This window comes from Selenomonas sp. CM52 (genome assembly GCF_000292955.1).
Taxonomy (GTDB): Bacteria; Bacillota; Negativicutes; order Selenomonadales; family Selenomonadaceae; genus Selenomonas.
Window position 1 is genome coordinate 44,153 of the sequence record NZ_ALNM01000010.1, and the last position, 14,378, is coordinate 58,530.

Here is a 14,378-nt window from a genome sequence, read left to right on the forward strand (position 1 = left end):
TTCCATGGCTTTTACCAAATGGGAAACATTTTTGGAAAATCATATCGAAGGATTCTTCAATAAGAAGTTTGGCAGCGCCCTTGAACCGATCGAGGTGGAGAAGAAGCTCGAAAAAGAAATCGCGAACGCGAAGCGGCGGGCGAAAAAAGGGAAGAAAGAATGGATCTTGCCCAATGCCTATACGATCCTTATGAACGAGGAAGATTGCCACCACCTTTCGTCACAGCGCTTCCTTGATGATCTTCACATCTTGGCGGAGAAAAAAGTCATCCTGCTCGATGCCTTCATGGATGGGAAACTTGCCATCAACATCCAGAAGGATGTGGAACTTTCTCTCGGCCTGTGCCGCGTGAAGGCATCATATTCTGACATGGTGCAGCGCGTGGCGCAGGCGGTGAAGGAGCAGCACACGATCGTCCTGCAGAGACCGTCTTTCCAAGTGCCGCTCGATTTGCCGACGGAGTACAAGATCGCTTCGCTCACGGTCGTGGAAGGAGCAGATCTCGACTCTTACCTCGCGTTCGGCGAGAAAAAGATCTTTCTCGGCAGACGTGAACGAAGCGATTTCATCTTGACCGATCCCAACGCTTCGCGCGTCCATGCCTCCATCCGCTATGAAAGGCATCGCCATTTCCTGCAGGATGAGGACAGTACGAACGGCACGCTTCTCAACGGACGTCCCGTGCTCGAATCATGGCTGCGACATGGTGATGAGATTCAGATTGGAAATTCCGTCCTGCGCTATGAGGTGATATGATTGCCGGGTTCAGATCTTTTGCTGCGCGTTCTGAGCGTAGCTTTTCAATACGGCGTCCTGCTGCTGCTCTTTCGTTTTATCGCACGCCTGGCACAGGCGATGTTTGAAGACGCCAAGGCCTTGCGGCAGGAAATAAAGCCGCGTGAAATATTGCCTGACGAAGCCGTGCTCAGCGTCGTGGAGGCGGGCGATGAAACGCTTTTGGGCAAGCGCTTCGCCTTCACGCAGGGACTGACGATCGGGCGCAGCGCCGACAACGACATCCGCATTCCCGATTCCTTCGTATCGCATCGTCATGCTGTCGTACGTCTTGTAAACAATCAGTATGTCATCGAGGACATGGGCAGCATGAACCACACGTATCTGAACGATGCGATCCTGCAGGGAAAGGCTTATCTGAAGCCGGGGGATCTCATACGCATCGGCTTTGTGACACTGAGGTTTGAGAGGTGATTTTTTTGAAAGTCTCGAAAGCGACGGACAGGGGAAAGGTGCGCGAGAGCAACGAGGATGCATGCGCCTTCATACCGCCTGATACGTATGTCGTGGCGGACGGCATGGGGGGATATGCCGCAGGAGAAGTGGCGAGCGCGATGCTCGTCGATGTATTCGCTGAGATGTTTTCCGATGCTGTGCATGAATGCGGCGAGAAAGCTTTGCTTCACGCCGTACAGGCAGCGAACAGCAAGATTCTCTGTGCAGCGGCAGCGAGTGAAGCCCGAAAGGGTATGGGGACGACAGTCGTCGCCTTGCAATATAGGGAAAATGCAGCGTATTGGGCGCATGTAGGCGACAGCCGCCTGTATCTTCTGCGAAAGGGTGTGCTCAGGCGGCTCACGCGCGACCATTCCTTCGTACAGGATCTCGTCGATCGAGGCTCCATCACGGAAGAGGAGGCGAGGAATCATCCGAAAAAAAATCTTCTGACGCGTGCAGTCGGCGTGGAAGAAAAACTCGTCGTCGATACGGGAAGCTTCACGATTGAGGCGGGCGACATCTTTCTCCTGTGCTCGGACGGATTGACGAATATGGTTGGAGAAGCCGCCATTCGCGAGACTCTGCAGGGAGAGTCTGCGGACAAGGCACGGACTCTCGTCGAGCTTGCTCTTCTGGCAGGAGGACTCGACAATATCACAGCCATCGTGGTGGAATGCGATGAAAGAGGCTAAGCTACACCTGCTGCTGCCTCCGCTCGGCATCCTGCTGCTGGGCACGGGCGTACTGCTTTTTGCACATCGTCTGACGGCGGATCTCTTGTTGCTGCCCTGGCTTGCGGCCGTCATCGTCGGTGCATTCTTCACGCAGTTCATTTTGGGCAGACGAGATGGAACGGACTTGACGCTTTTCCCTGCGGCCATGCTGCTCGCAAGTCTCGGCCTCATCATGATCGGACGCTTGAAGCCCGCGCTCTTTTTGACACAGATGCGCTGGCTGCTGCTCGGTCTGATCGTTTATCTTTTCCTCGTCTTTCTTGGGGAGAGGGTTCTTCGCCTCCTTTCCTATCCATATCTTCTGGGCGTCTTCTGTCTTCTGCTCCTGTGCTCGGCGCTCTTTTTCGGCACGGAGATCGGCGGCAGCCGCAACTGGATCGTCTTCGGCCCTTTCGCCGTGCAGCCATCGGAATTTGGCAAGATCGTCATCATCATGTTTCTTGCCGCCTATCTGACGGAGCATCGGGAGGTGTTGACGCTGCCCAGGCACAAGCTTCTTTGGCTGAAGCTGCCCGTGCTTCGCTTCATTGCACCGCTCCTTTTAATCTGGGGCATCGCCATCTTGATGTTCGTCGTGCAGCGCGATCTCGGCTCGGCTCTGCTCTTTTTTGGCATAGCTGTTTCCATGACGTATATGGCTACGGGTCGAAAATCTTATGTGGCGCTTGCCTTCGCGTTCTTTCTGGGCGCAGCCGCGCTCAGTTACTCGTTCTTTTCCCATGTGCGAGTGCGCTTCAACATCTGGCTCGACCCTTGGAGCGATCCTTCGGGCAGCGCTTATCAAGTCGTGCAGTCCCTTTTTGCACTCGGCTCGGGCGGCGTTTGGGGCGCAGGTTTTGCGCACGGTCATCCCAATTTGATTCCCGAGGTGCATACGGATTTTATTTTTGCGGCGATTGCGGAAGAACTGGGGTTGCTCGGCTCCTTGGGCGTCATGCTCGTCTTCGCCCTGTTTTTTTATCGTGCCATACGCATCGCGCTTGCCTGTCGGGAAGAGACGCGCAGGCTGCTTGCCGCCGGCATCGCAGTCGTGTTTCTCCTGCAGGCCTTCATCATCATCGCAGGCGTGACGAAATTCTTGCCGCTGACGGGCATCACGCTTCCCTTTGTAAGCTACGGGGGCAGTTCCATGATCGCCAGCTTCATGCTGCTCGGCATTTTGACCGTGCTTTCCAAAAAGGAGAATCGACATGGTTGAGCGAAATAATACAAGGTATATCCTGCGCACAGCCATCATCCTGCTCCTGGCATTCTCCTGCCTGGCGCTTTATGTCGTCTATCTGCAGGTCTGGGAAGCGGATCGGCTCGCAGAGCATCCGCTGAATCGCCGCGCAGCTCTCGCCGAGGACAGCGTGCTGCGCGGCAGCATCCTTGATCGAAAGGGTGAAGTTCTCGCGCTCAGCCCGAACGTAGGAGAGAGACGCTATCCTTACGGGCGGATCATGGCGCCGGTCACGGGCTATCTTGATGATACGATCGGCAGCACGGGCATCGAGGCTTATAAGGGGGCAGAGCTTTCCGGACACAGCCGACTTCTCGGGCGACTGGGGCCGCTCGCGCAGATTTTCTCTTCCGCACGCGGCGACGACGTCTATCTGACACTCGATGCCGCACTGCAGGAAACGGCATACGAGGCGCTGGGAGAACGGCGCGGGGCTGTCGTCATGCTCGATGCGGAAAGCGGGGCGGTTCTCGTACTCGCATCGCGTCCCTCGTTCGATCCGTCCGATATTCAAGCGCAGTGGGACCGCCTGAGGCAGGACAAGGAAAGTCCGCTCGTAAACCGTGCGCTGCAAGGTCTTTATCCGCCTGGATCGACCATCAAGCCATTGATTCTCGATGCGGCGTTGGAAAACGGCGTCACGAACAGCAAGGAGGTCTTTGACTGCACGGGGGCGCTCAAAGTGGGGGATTCGGTCATCCACGAGAGCCACGGCGCTGTGCACGGCAGGATCGATGTGGAGCACGCCTTGATCGAGTCCTGCAACACGACGTTCGGCTCGCTTGCGCTGCGCCTGGGCGGCAAGAAACTGGCGGATGCCTTCCGGCGTTTCGGCTTTGAGGAGACGGCGCAGGGCGAATTGGCGGAGGCGGCAGCGCATCTGCCCGACTTCGCTTCCCTCGGTCAAGGAGATACGGCTCAGATCGGCATTGGGCAGAGCACGCTTCTCGTCACGCCGCTGCACATGGCGCTGCTCGCCGCAGCGTTTGCAAATGACGGTGTCGTAATGAAGCCCTACATGGTCGAACGTGTCGTGACGCCCAACGGCATCACACTCGAACAGCATCGAAGCGAGAAGTGGTTCGAGGCTACGACGGCGGCGCGCGCCTCCTTGATTCATGGATTCATGGAGGAGGTCGTGCAGGAAGGCACGGGCACGGCGGCGGCACTCCGTGGCGTGCGCGTAGCGGGCAAGACGGGCACGGCGGAAAATTCGGGCGAGGATCATGCGTGGTTCATCGGCTCGGCGGAAATAAAAGGTCGAAAGGTGGCTTTTGCCATCCTTGTGGAAAACAGCGGCGGAGGCGGCACAGAAGCTGCACCAATCGCACGGAAGCTGTTGGAAAAGTTGCAAGATGATTAGGAGGCAGTGCCATGGAACAACGCATTTTAGGCAATCGCTATGAGCTTGTGGAGCTTGTTGGAAGCGGCGGCATGGCTGATGTATATAAGGCGCACGATAAACTGCTCGATCGAACGGTCGCGGTCAAGGTGCTGCACGCCCAATTCGCAAGTGACGCCGAGTTTGTAGCACGCTTTCAAGCTGAAGCACAGGGAGCCGCGAAGATGTCGCATCCCAACATCGTCAATATCTACGATGTCGGGCAGGAGGGAAACGCCCACTACATCGTTATGGAATACGTTTCGGGGCAGACCCTGCGCGAAGAGCTTGATGCGGGCGGACGCCTGCCCGTTGCCACGGCGCTCGCCATTGCGCGTCAGATTGCCGAGGCTCTGCATCATGCGCACAAGAACGGTCTTGTCCACTGTGACATCAAGCCGCACAACATCCTCGTGATGGAGGACGGGCGCATCAAGGTCGCCGATTTCGGCATCGCTCGCGCCGTGAGCTCGGTCACGTCGACGTATACAGGCAACATCGTTGGCTCCGTGCATTATTTTTCGCCGGAGCAAGCGAAGGGCGCTTCGATCACGCCGAAGTCAGATGTCTATTCCCTCGGCGTCGTTCTCTATGAAATGCTCACGGGCGAGCTGCCCTTCACGGGCGAAACGCCCGTCGGCATCGCCTTGAAGCACTTGCAGGAAGAACCTCTTTCCGTCTGCGCCATCGACCCGTCGATTCCGCCCTTTGTCGAGGCTCTCGTTGCGGAATTGATGGCAAAGGATCCGAGTCGGCGTCCCGACAGTGAGACCGTCGTGCGGCAGATCGCGCAGGATGAGGCGATGCTTGGCGGCTCAGCATCGTCGCTGCTTGATCCCTATGCGACGCAGGTATTGCCGCGCGTGCGCGAGGCCGAGGTCGATTCATCTCTTTTGTCAAGACATGGGCAGGAAGAGCGGCCTTCCGTACATGTTCCGGATGTCGGGCATGGCGGTGCAGCGAAGAAGGCGTACCGCTCCAAGGCCTTCCTTTTCATTCTGTTCCTCGTATTGTTCTTTGGCTTCTTTGCAGGCGCCTTCCTTTCCTATGGGAAGTTTTGGAGCGGTGCGGAAGTCGTCGTTCCCGATGTGACGGGACAGACGCTGGCCGTCGCCAAGCAGAAGTTGGAGGACAAGAAACTGCGCGTGGACATCGCGGAGATGTACGATTCCAATATACCGGCAGGGCAGGTCGTCAAGCAAGATCCCGAGGGAGGTTCGAAGGTCAAGGAAGAGCGCCTCGTGACCATCTACGTGAGCAAGGGGGGCGAGGAGGTCAGTATGCCGGAACTCAAGGGGATGCAGAAGTCAGCGGCGGAGAGCAAGCTGACCGGAGCGGGCCTGAAACTCGGCGTCGTGACGGAAGAGTTCTCCTCGCAGCCTGCGGGGAGCGTCATCGGGCAAGACCCACGTGCGGGATCGAAGATCAGCAAGGGGCAGGTCGTCGACCTCGTGATCAGCAAGGGCGAGCGTCCGCGCAAGGTTTCCGTGCCGAGCGTCGTCGGCGGTGCGGAATCAAGCGCCAAGGAAGCGATCAAGAACCGCGGACTTCATGTAGGCTCCGTCACGAAGGAAGCGAGTTCGCAGGCGGCAGGCACGGTCGTGCGTCAGAGCCCGGCGGCAGGCAGCGAGGTGGAAGAAGGCACGGCGGTTGACCTTGTGCTTGCCGCCGAAACGGAAAAGAAGTCTTCGAAGACGAAGGAGCGCACGTCGGACGACAATGCAGGCGACAAGACGCCGAGCAAGGACGCAAGCGGCGGCAAGTCGAACCGCTAGCAAGTGGGAGAGGAGGACGGTTTGTTGCAGGGAAAAGTGCTCAGAGCGCAAAACAGTTTCTTCTACGTGGCGACACGAGAGGGGCTTGTAGAGGCGAAGCTGCGAGGTCGCCTGAAAAAGGAGCGCATTGCCGTCGTGCCGGGCGATGACGTGGAGCTTGAACTTACGGAAGGCGGCGCGGGCGTCATCGAGCGGCGCTGTGAGCGAAGAAGCCTCTTGCGCCGCCCGTTGGTCGCCAATATCGATCAGGTCGTCCTCGTCTTCGCCGCGCGTGAGCCGGATATCAATCCCGTGCTCATCGACCGTTTTCTCGTGCTTGCCGAGTGGTCGAAGATCGAACGCATCATCCTCTGCATCAACAAGATGGATTTGCTGGATGGTGATGGGGCGGAAATTCCTGCACTCGCCGCACTCTATCGCGAAATCGGCTATCCCGTATGCCTGCTGTCCACCATTACGGGGGAAGGCGTGGCAGACATGCAGTCTCTTGTCGAGGGAAAGACGAGCGTGTTTGCCGGCTCATCGGGTGTGGGAAAATCCTCTCTCTTGAACTGCCTCGCGCCGGGCATTGCCCTTTCTACGGGCGCTGTCAGCGAGAAGATCAAGCGCGGCAGGCATACGACACGAACGGCGCAGCTTCTGCCGTTCGCCGGAGGATTCCTCGTCGATACGCCGGGCTTCAGTGCTACGGAACTTGCCGAGATCGAGCCTTGTGCGCTCCCAGGGCTTTTCCCCGAATTTCGTCCCTTTTTCGGCGCTTGCCGATTTCAGCCCTGCACGCACAGCCACGAGCCGGACTGCGCCGTCAAAGAAGCCGTGCAGGCGGGAAAGATTGCAGACTCGCGCTACGCTTCCTATTTGGAAATGCTGCAGCAGAGTGTACAGAGAAAGAAGGTATATCGATGATTCAAGTGGCGCCGTCGATTCTCTCGGCGGATTTCGCGCATCTTGCCGATGAGGTGCAGCGCATTGAAACTGCCGGGGCGGAGTACGTTCATATCGATGTCATGGACGGCGCTTTTGTGCCGAACATCACGTTGGGCGCTCCCGTCGTGAAGTCGCTTCGCAAATGCTCTGCGGCGGTTTTTGATGTGCATCTGATGGTCGAGCGCCCGGAAGCGCAGATCTCCTCCTTCGCCGAGGCTGGTGCGGACGTCATTACCTTTCATATCGAGGCGGTGCGTCATGCCCATCGCCTTGTACAGGAGATCAAATCTCTCGGCTGCAGGGCGGGCATCGCGCTCAATCCTGCGACGCCGCTCGTCATGCTCGAAGAACTTATGGCAGATATCGACATGGCGCTCATCATGACGGTAAATCCGGGTTTCGGCGGACAGAAGTTTATTCCGTCGATGCTCGAAAAAATCGCGCTTCTGCGTCATACGGTGGAAGAAAATGATTTCGAACTCGACATCGAGGTCGACGGCGGCATCAATGCCGAGACGGCGCCGCTCGTGAGAGAGGCGGGGGCGAACATCCTCGTCGCAGGCTCTGCCGTCTATGGTGCGAGCGATATAGAAAAAGCGATTCAGGCGATCCGAGGCTGAGGGAGGAGGAAACGCGAATGGAAAAGGCGGTAGTGCTGCTTTCGGGCGGACTTGATTCGACGACCTGCATGGCCGTCGCAAAGGAGCAGGGGAAAGAACTTTATCCCATCAGCTTCGACTATCATCAGCGCCACAACATCGAGCTGGAAGGCGCTAAGAAGATTGCAGCTTTTTATAAAGTGAAACGTTATCTGATCATCGAGACGAACATGGAAGCGATCGGCGGCTCGGCGCTGACGGACGACGGCATCGCCGTGCCTGAGGGCGACGTTTCGCGCACGTCTGTTCCCGTGACCTACGTGCCCGCACGGAATCTGATCTTCTTGAGCTATGCGCTCGGCTATGCCGAAACCATCGGCGCGTGCTCCGTCTACATCGGCGTCAACAGCGTCGACTATTCGGGCTATCCCGACTGCCGTCCCGAATTTATCCGGCATTTTCAGGCCGTTGCGGACTACTCGACGGAAGCGGCCTCCGAAGGAAAGCGCATCGAGATCGTCACGCCCCTGCAGAATCTGTCCAAAGCCGACATCGTGCGCTTGGCGACGCGTCTTGCCGTGCCGTTGGAGCTTACGCACAGCTGTTACAACGGCGGTGAAAAGGCGTGCGGCGTCTGCGACAGCTGCAAACTGCGTCTGCAGGGCTTCGCGGCTGCCGGCATAAAAGACCCGATCGAGTATGAAAGACGCTGAAGAAACGATGATGAAGGACATACAGAAAAGCGCGGATATGCGCGGCATCGACATACAGCATGTCGGCATCAAGGACGCCCATCTGCCGTTTCGCATCAAGACGAAGGCGGGCGATTTCCAGCAGGTCACAGCGCGCATCCTCTTTACGGTTTCCCTGCCCAAGGAGTACAAGGGCACGCACATGAGCCGCTTCTTGGAAATCTTGCAGCAGTGGTGCGACAAGCCCGTAGCGGAAGAAGAGATGGAAGCCATGCTGCAGGACGCGCTTCATCGTCTTGAAGCAGAAACGGCGAAGCTGCGCCTTTCCTTCAAGTATTTCATCGAGAAGGAAGCGCCGGCAAGCGGCAAGAAATCCGTGCTCGACCTTGATTGCTTCTTCGAGGGCGAAAAGCGTGCGGGCGAGGCGATGTCGTTCCGTCTTGGCGTCACCGTGCCTGCGACATCCCTCTGCCCGTGCAGCAAGGCGATCTCGCGCTACGGTGCGCACAATCAGAGGAGTCTTCTGCAAGCAGTCGTCGAGTTCAAGCCGCCCGCGCCGTGCATCTTCATCGAGGATCTCGCCGCGCTCATGGAAGAGCAGGCGTCGTGCCCGATCTATCCGCTGCTGAAGCGTGAAGATGAGAAGTATGTGACGGAAAAAGCATACGAGCAGCCAAAGTTTGTCGAGGACATCCTGCGCGACCTCGTGCTCGCCCTGCGTCCTTTGCCCGGACTCTTTTGGTTCTCGCTTTCCTGCGAGAATTTTGAGTCGATTCACAATCACAGCGCCTATGCGAGTCACGAAGAATATGTGAATTGCGAGGCGCGGACAGCCGGCAAAGAGCAATGATCTGAGAAACTGCGTCAGGCCGCTCTGAGGAGGTGTCAAATGAAGGTGTTCTGCAAGCGTTTCATCGTACCGCTGCTGCTCGTTTTCTTCATCTCGGGCGCCGTCATCTATTCGACGGTCGACATTCATACGTTGAAAAATCTCACGGCGTTCCAGCCGTGGTCCATCGCCCTTGCGCTCCTATGCGTGAGCCTTGGTCTGACGCTTGACGGCACGCGCCTCATGCACCTCGTGAAGATCTCGGGCGAGCACATCACGCTGGGACAGGCGGTGCAGGTGGTCTTCGGCAACTACTTTCTCGCGCTCCTGACGCCGGGGGCAACGGGCGGCGCTGTGGCGCAGCTCATGTTCCTGCGTCATGCAGGCGTACCGGCGGGCAAGGCGACGGTGCTCGTCATCGTGCGAACCCTCGTGTCCATCCTCTTCCTTATATGCTGCATGCCGTTCATTTTCCTGCACGACGCAGGCATCTTGCCTGGCGTGGACAATCATACGCTGATGCTCATCTCTGTCATCGCCTTCGTCGTCATCGCACTCATCGTGCTTGCCTTTCGCGCGAATGCGTTCGACTACATCGTCCTGCGCCTGACGAAGCGACTGAGCACGAAGCGCAGCAAAAAGCTGCTCTCTTTCTATCGTGATCTTAAGATGGGCGTGCATCTCCTCGCTTCCTCGCCCAAGAGCATGCTTCGCATCTTTTTTGAATCAGGCTTCAGTCTCATGTTCATCTATGCCATCGTTCCGTGTCTTCTTTTGGGACTCGGTGTGACAGATGCCGATTGGTACACGGTCATGGGGCGCATGATTTTCCTCAACATGCTGCTCTACTTCACGCCGACGCCCGGCGGCTCTGGCATCGCGGAGGGCGGCTTCGTCTTGCTCTTTGCCGATTCCGTACCGGCAGGCACCGTCGGCATCCTCGCCGTTTGCTGGCGGCTCATCGCCGAGTACATCCCGTTCTTCATCGGCCTTTACTACACCCTCAAGGTGTTTGGCAGAGATTTTATGCATCGACAGATGGAGCAGCAGGAGGATGGCTGAGCGTGCAGGTATATCGCAGGGAGAAATAATGTTTCTTAAAGAAAATTTTTTCGTGCGCTTGCCATGATAGGAACTTTGCTATATAATTACCGATAGTAATTGTTTTCTCAAAAATTCATACAGACGTCATAAGTGTCGCCGATGTATATCGGCGAGCGATGAGAGGAAAATGGGTGAAAGACCCATGCTGTCCCGCAGCTGTAATCGGGGAATTTGTTTCCATGGGAAACGCTGAAATCACTGTTTCTGATGAAAGTGCTGAATGCATCGGCACTTCCTGACATGTCACTGGGGAAAACCCGGGAAGACGGAAACAAACGATGATCCGAGAGCCAGAAAGCCTGCTTATGATAAGATTCATTGCTTGACTTACGAGAGATGGGGAGATGGATGCCAAGGTGTGTTCCGACGGGGGAATATGTCCTTGGTGTTTTGCGCTTGCAGGAAAAATCCGCATGTCTTGTCTTGGTTGACGGACATGCGTTTTTTTATGGAAATGCCGGATAGATGGGCGTTTCCTTATAGAGACCGATTCTGAGGATTCGGTCGCAAATGTCTTTTTTATATGATTTTTAAGGAGATGAGGTATTGCATTGAAAGGAAAAGAATTGATACGCCGCCTGTGTCAGATGCTCATCACGCTCTTTGGCGTGAGCTTCCTGACATTCAGCCTGACGTATCTCTCGCCGGGCGATCCTGCGGAAACGCTCTTGGAGGTCGGCGATTCCGTCGTGTCACAGGAAACGATCGATGCGACGCGCAAGGAGCTGGGACTCGATCAGCCGTTTCTCGTGCAGTATGGGAGATGGCTGGGCGGCGTGCTGCAAGGCGACATGGGACGCTCATATTCGGCGAAGATCCCCGTGTTCGACAAGCTCATGCAGTGCCTGCCGGGCACGCTGGCGCTCGCCGTAGCTGCGACTGCTATGACGGTCTTGATCTCCCTGCCATTGGGCATCGTCGCAGCTCTTTACCGCAACCGCTGGATTGACTATGTGATCCGCGTGCTGTCCTTCTTCGGCGTCTCAATGCCGGGCTTTTGGATCGGACTCGTGCTGCTCTATATCTTCGGATTGAAGCTGCATCTCTTCCCGATTGCGGGCGGTGACATCACGGCGCGAGGCATCGTGCTTCCTGCGTTCACGCTCGCCGTCGTCATGTCGGCGAAGTATACGCGGCAGGTGCGCACGGCTGTCCTCGAAGAGCTTGGACAGGACTACGTCATCGGCGCGAAGGCGCGTGGTCTTTCCATGCAGCGCATCCTTTGGCGTCATGTGCTGCCGAACGCCTGCCTGCCGCTCGTGACGCTCCTGGGGCTTGCCATCGGCTGGCTCTTGGGAGGCGTCGCCGTCATCGAGATGGTATTCTCGTGGCCGGGACTCGGCAAGATGGCCGTTCATGCGATCGAGATGCGCGACTATCCGCTGGTGCAGGGGTTCGTGCTGTGGATTGCCATACTCTACATGCTTATCAACCTCCTCGTCGATATTTCTTACGCGAAGCTTGATCCGCGCTTGAAGAGGGGGGGACGCTGATGGCGAAGGACAGAAAACTTTTCTATCTTTATTCAGTCTTGGTCGTTCTGCTCATTTTGGCAGCGGTCGTCGCGCCGTATCTGGCGCCTTACGACCCGTACACGTCCTCGATGCAGACGTCGCTTCTGCCGCCGTCGTCGGAGCATCTCTTCGGCACGGACAAGCTCGGCAGGGATTCCTTCACGCGCATCCTCTACGGCATGAGGATTTCCATCGCCATGGCGCTCGGCATCGTCTTCATCATGTCCGTCGTCGGCACGCTCATCGGCATCATCGCCGGCTTTACGGGCGGCAAGGTCGACACCTTGCTCATGCGCTTCACGGACATGGTGCTGGCTTTCCCGGGAATCGTGCTTGCTATCGCCATCGCCGGCATGCTCGGCGGCAGCATCGCGAACACGATTCTGGCGCTTTCCGCCGTCGGTTGGACGAGGTACGCGCGACTGGCGCGCAGCCTGACGCTCAAGCTGGCGCAGCAGGACTTCCTCTCTGCCGCCGTCACGAACGGCACGCGCACTTCGATGATCATTTGGCGTCACATCGCGCCGAATCTTCTGCCGACGATCATCTTGACGGCAGCGACGGACATCGGCGCCATGATGATGGAGATTGCCGGCCTGTCGTTTCTCGGCTTCGGCGCACAGCCGCCGACGCCCGAGTGGGGACTCATGCTCAACGAGGGGCGGCAGTTCATCCAGACAGCGCCTTGGCTCATGGTCTATCCGGGCGTCGCCATCCTCGTCGTCGTCGCCGTCTTCAATCTTTGGGGCGACAGTCTGCGCGATGTCATGGATCCCAAAAAGGCAAATTAAGAAAGGGGTATTTTTGTGAACAAAATGAAACGATGGCTTTTCCTTGTATTCACCTTGGTATTCTCCGCCGCAATCTTTGCGGGCTGCGGTTCAGACAAGGCGGATAACTCGACGCTTAAGGTTGGCGTGACGAATTTCGCCGACAGCCTGGAGCCGACGGAGAACTATTTTGGCTGGGTCGTCATGCGCTACGGCATGGGCGAGGCCTTGGCAAAGTTCGACGAGAAGATGAACGTGCAGCCGTGGCTGGCGGAGAGCTGGAAGATCAGCGACGACCACCTGACGTGGACGTTCAAGATTCGCGACGGCGTGAAATTCTCGAACGGCAAGGATCTGACGGCGGAAGCGGTCAAGGCGTCCATCGAGCGCGCTTTCGCGAAGAACAAGCGCGCGGAAACGTTCTTCAAGTACAAGGAAATGAAAGCGGAAGGGCAGAACCTCATCATCACGACGGAGAAGCCTGAGCCGAACATGCCGGGCTTCCTCGCTGACCCGCTCTTCCTCATCGTTGATACGACGGCGGAAGGTGAGCGCGACTTTGCGAAGCAGGGTCCGATCTGCACGGGTCCTTATGTCTGCGAATCCTTCACCAAGGAAAAGGCGGTCATGAAGAAGAATCCGCACTACTGGGACGGCGAAGTGCCGTATGAGAAGGTCGAGATTCCCTCGATTGACGATCCGAACACGCGAGCTATGGCTCTCCAGTCGGGCGAAGTCGATATGGCTGTGAACATCGGCGCGGGCGACATCGGTCTTTTCAGCGACACATCGAAATTCCACGTCGACCGCATCGCCTCGCTGCGCGTGGTGCTTGCACGCATCAACCAGAAGGGCGTATTGGGCGATCCGAAGGTTCGTGCAGCCTTCATCAGCATGTGTGACCGCAAGTCTTACAACGAGATCATCCTGAAGGGCACGTTCATCGAGGGCAAGGCACCGATTCCTCCTTCCATGGACTACGGCTTCGATCAGCTCACCGACCCGAACCACTACGATGTGGAGCGCGCCAAGAAGCTGCTCGACGAAGCTGGTTGGAAGGACACGGACGGCGACGGCATCCGTGACAAGGACGGCAAGCCGCTGAGCGTCGATTTCGTCATTTACAACAGCCGCGCCGAGCTGCCCATCTATGCTGAGGCCGTGCAGGCGGACGCCAAGAAGGTCGGCATCGACGTCAAGATCAAGAGCGTTGACTACAACCTCATCGACAAGATGGGCATCAACGGTGAGTACGACCTGCTGATTTCTAACATCACGACGGCGAACACGGGCGATCCCGAGATCTTCCTCAACTGGTACTGGCGCACGAACAAGGATGGCGACAACCCGCAGAACGGCTCGGGCTACAGCAATCCTGCGCTCGACGCGAAGTTCGCCGAGCTTTCCACGGAGTTCGACAAGGCGAAGCGCCGCCAGCTCATGATCGACATCCAGCAGATCATCATGAACGATGGCGCGGGACTCTTCCTCGGCTATCCTGAGACGAACATCATCAGCTCGACGAAGATCACGGGTGCGACGATGTATCCGTCCGACTACTATTGGGTGACGAACAAGATCCGCCCGGCAAAGTAAG

General features: G+C 57.3%; 14 protein-coding genes and 1 riboswitch. All 14 genes read left to right on the top strand.

What is annotated here, in order from left to right:
- The first annotated feature begins 4 nt into the window (after window positions 1-4).
- The 14 genes from HMPREF1153_RS01715 (at window position 5) to HMPREF1153_RS01780 (ending at window position 14,377) form a co-directional block, all read left to right on the top strand.
- Window positions 5-757 (top strand): FhaA domain-containing protein, encoded by a 753-nt coding sequence (locus HMPREF1153_RS01715; protein ID WP_009645219.1) that lies wholly within the window; start codon window positions 5-7, stop codon window positions 755-757.
- On the top strand, window positions 758-1,210 hold the full coding sequence (locus tag HMPREF1153_RS01720) for an FHA domain-containing protein (protein ID WP_009645197.1): 453 nt from the start codon (window positions 758-760) through the stop codon (window positions 1,208-1,210).
- Window positions 1,207-1,926, top strand: coding sequence for a Stp1/IreP family PP2C-type Ser/Thr phosphatase (locus tag HMPREF1153_RS01725; RefSeq protein ID WP_009645190.1), 720 nt, complete (start codon window positions 1,207-1,209; stop codon window positions 1,924-1,926). The genes HMPREF1153_RS01720 and HMPREF1153_RS01725 overlap by 4 nt, the downstream gene beginning before the upstream one ends.
- The gene (locus tag HMPREF1153_RS01730; protein WP_009645184.1) at window positions 1,913-3,166 is read left to right on the top strand and encodes an FtsW/RodA/SpoVE family cell cycle protein; all 1,254 of its coding nucleotides are present in this window, start codon (window positions 1,913-1,915) and stop codon (window positions 3,164-3,166) included. Before HMPREF1153_RS01725 ends, HMPREF1153_RS01730 begins: the two co-directional genes overlap by 14 nt.
- Window positions 3,159-4,553, top strand: a complete 1,395-nt coding sequence (locus HMPREF1153_RS01735) for a peptidoglycan D,D-transpeptidase FtsI family protein (RefSeq protein WP_009645225.1) — start codon at window positions 3,159-3,161, stop codon at window positions 4,551-4,553. Before HMPREF1153_RS01730 ends, HMPREF1153_RS01735 begins: the two co-directional genes overlap by 8 nt.
- A gap of 11 nt (window positions 4,554-4,564) precedes the next feature.
- Complete coding sequence (pknB, locus tag HMPREF1153_RS01740) at window positions 4,565-6,346, top strand: Stk1 family PASTA domain-containing Ser/Thr kinase (RefSeq protein ID WP_009645166.1); 1,782 nt, start codon at window positions 4,565-4,567, stop codon at window positions 6,344-6,346.
- A gap of 21 nt (window positions 6,347-6,367) precedes the next feature.
- The gene (gene rsgA, locus HMPREF1153_RS01745; RefSeq protein WP_009645198.1) at window positions 6,368-7,252 is read left to right on the top strand and encodes a ribosome small subunit-dependent GTPase A; all 885 of its coding nucleotides are present in this window, start codon (window positions 6,368-6,370) and stop codon (window positions 7,250-7,252) included.
- Window positions 7,249-7,893 carry a ribulose-phosphate 3-epimerase gene (rpe, locus tag HMPREF1153_RS01750; RefSeq protein WP_009645174.1) on the top strand — a complete coding sequence of 215 codons (645 nt, stop codon included), beginning with the start codon at window positions 7,249-7,251 and terminating at the stop codon, window positions 7,891-7,893. The genes rsgA and rpe overlap by 4 nt, the downstream gene beginning before the upstream one ends.
- 17 nt (window positions 7,894-7,910) lie before the next feature.
- A complete protein-coding gene (gene queC, locus HMPREF1153_RS01755) occupies window positions 7,911-8,585 on the top strand; it encodes a 7-cyano-7-deazaguanine synthase QueC (RefSeq protein ID WP_009645201.1) in 675 nt (224 codons plus the stop codon).
- A gap of 10 nt (window positions 8,586-8,595) precedes the next feature.
- Window positions 8,596-9,414 carry a GTP cyclohydrolase FolE2 gene (gene folE2 / locus HMPREF1153_RS01760; protein ID WP_369791793.1) on the top strand — a complete coding sequence of 273 codons (819 nt, stop codon included), beginning with the start codon at window positions 8,596-8,598 and terminating at the stop codon, window positions 9,412-9,414.
- Between the two features lie 39 nt (window positions 9,415-9,453).
- Entirely contained in the window at window positions 9,454-10,455 is a 1,002-nt protein-coding gene (locus tag HMPREF1153_RS01765) for a lysylphosphatidylglycerol synthase transmembrane domain-containing protein (RefSeq protein WP_009645226.1), read from the top strand.
- Window positions 10,456-10,568: 113 nt separating this feature from the next.
- Window positions 10,569-10,819: riboswitch (cobalamin riboswitch) on the top strand.
- A 229-nt stretch (window positions 10,820-11,048) separates the two neighbouring features.
- Window positions 11,049-11,990, top strand: a complete 942-nt coding sequence (gene nikB / locus HMPREF1153_RS01770) for a nickel ABC transporter permease (RefSeq protein WP_009645227.1) — start codon at window positions 11,049-11,051, stop codon at window positions 11,988-11,990.
- Window positions 11,990-12,802 carry a nickel transporter permease gene (gene nikC / locus HMPREF1153_RS01775; protein WP_009645195.1) on the top strand — a complete coding sequence of 271 codons (813 nt, stop codon included), beginning with the start codon at window positions 11,990-11,992 and terminating at the stop codon, window positions 12,800-12,802. Before nikB ends, nikC begins: the two co-directional genes overlap by 1 nt.
- Before the next feature lie 24 nt (window positions 12,803-12,826).
- Complete coding sequence (locus tag HMPREF1153_RS01780) at window positions 12,827-14,377, top strand: ABC transporter substrate-binding protein (protein ID WP_037369483.1); 1,551 nt, start codon at window positions 12,827-12,829, stop codon at window positions 14,375-14,377.
- Window position 14,378 lies beyond the last annotated feature (1 nt).

Excerpts from the sequence above, each read along its gene's own strand:
- HMPREF1153_RS01715 (WP_009645219.1), top strand. The coding sequence starts at position 5 with ATGGCTTTTACCAAATGGGAAACATTTTTGGAAAATCATATCGAAGGA.
- HMPREF1153_RS01730 (WP_009645184.1), top strand. The coding sequence starts at position 1,913 with ATGAAAGAGGCTAAGCTACACCTGCTGCTGCCTCCGCTCGGCATCCTG.
- HMPREF1153_RS01735 (WP_009645225.1), top strand. The coding sequence starts at position 3,159 with ATGGTTGAGCGAAATAATACAAGGTATATCCTGCGCACAGCCATCATC.
- pknB (WP_009645166.1), top strand. The coding sequence starts at position 4,565 with ATGGAACAACGCATTTTAGGCAATCGCTATGAGCTTGTGGAGCTTGTT.
- rpe (WP_009645174.1), top strand. The coding sequence starts at position 7,249 with ATGATTCAAGTGGCGCCGTCGATTCTCTCGGCGGATTTCGCGCATCTT.
- queC (WP_009645201.1), top strand. The coding sequence starts at position 7,911 with ATGGAAAAGGCGGTAGTGCTGCTTTCGGGCGGACTTGATTCGACGACC.
- folE2 (WP_369791793.1), top strand. The coding sequence starts at position 8,596 with ATGAAGGACATACAGAAAAGCGCGGATATGCGCGGCATCGACATACAG.
- HMPREF1153_RS01765 (WP_009645226.1), top strand. The coding sequence starts at position 9,454 with ATGAAGGTGTTCTGCAAGCGTTTCATCGTACCGCTGCTGCTCGTTTTC.
- nikC (WP_009645195.1), top strand. The coding sequence starts at position 11,990 with ATGGCGAAGGACAGAAAACTTTTCTATCTTTATTCAGTCTTGGTCGTT.
- HMPREF1153_RS01780 (WP_037369483.1), top strand. The coding sequence starts at position 12,827 with ATGAAACGATGGCTTTTCCTTGTATTCACCTTGGTATTCTCCGCCGCA.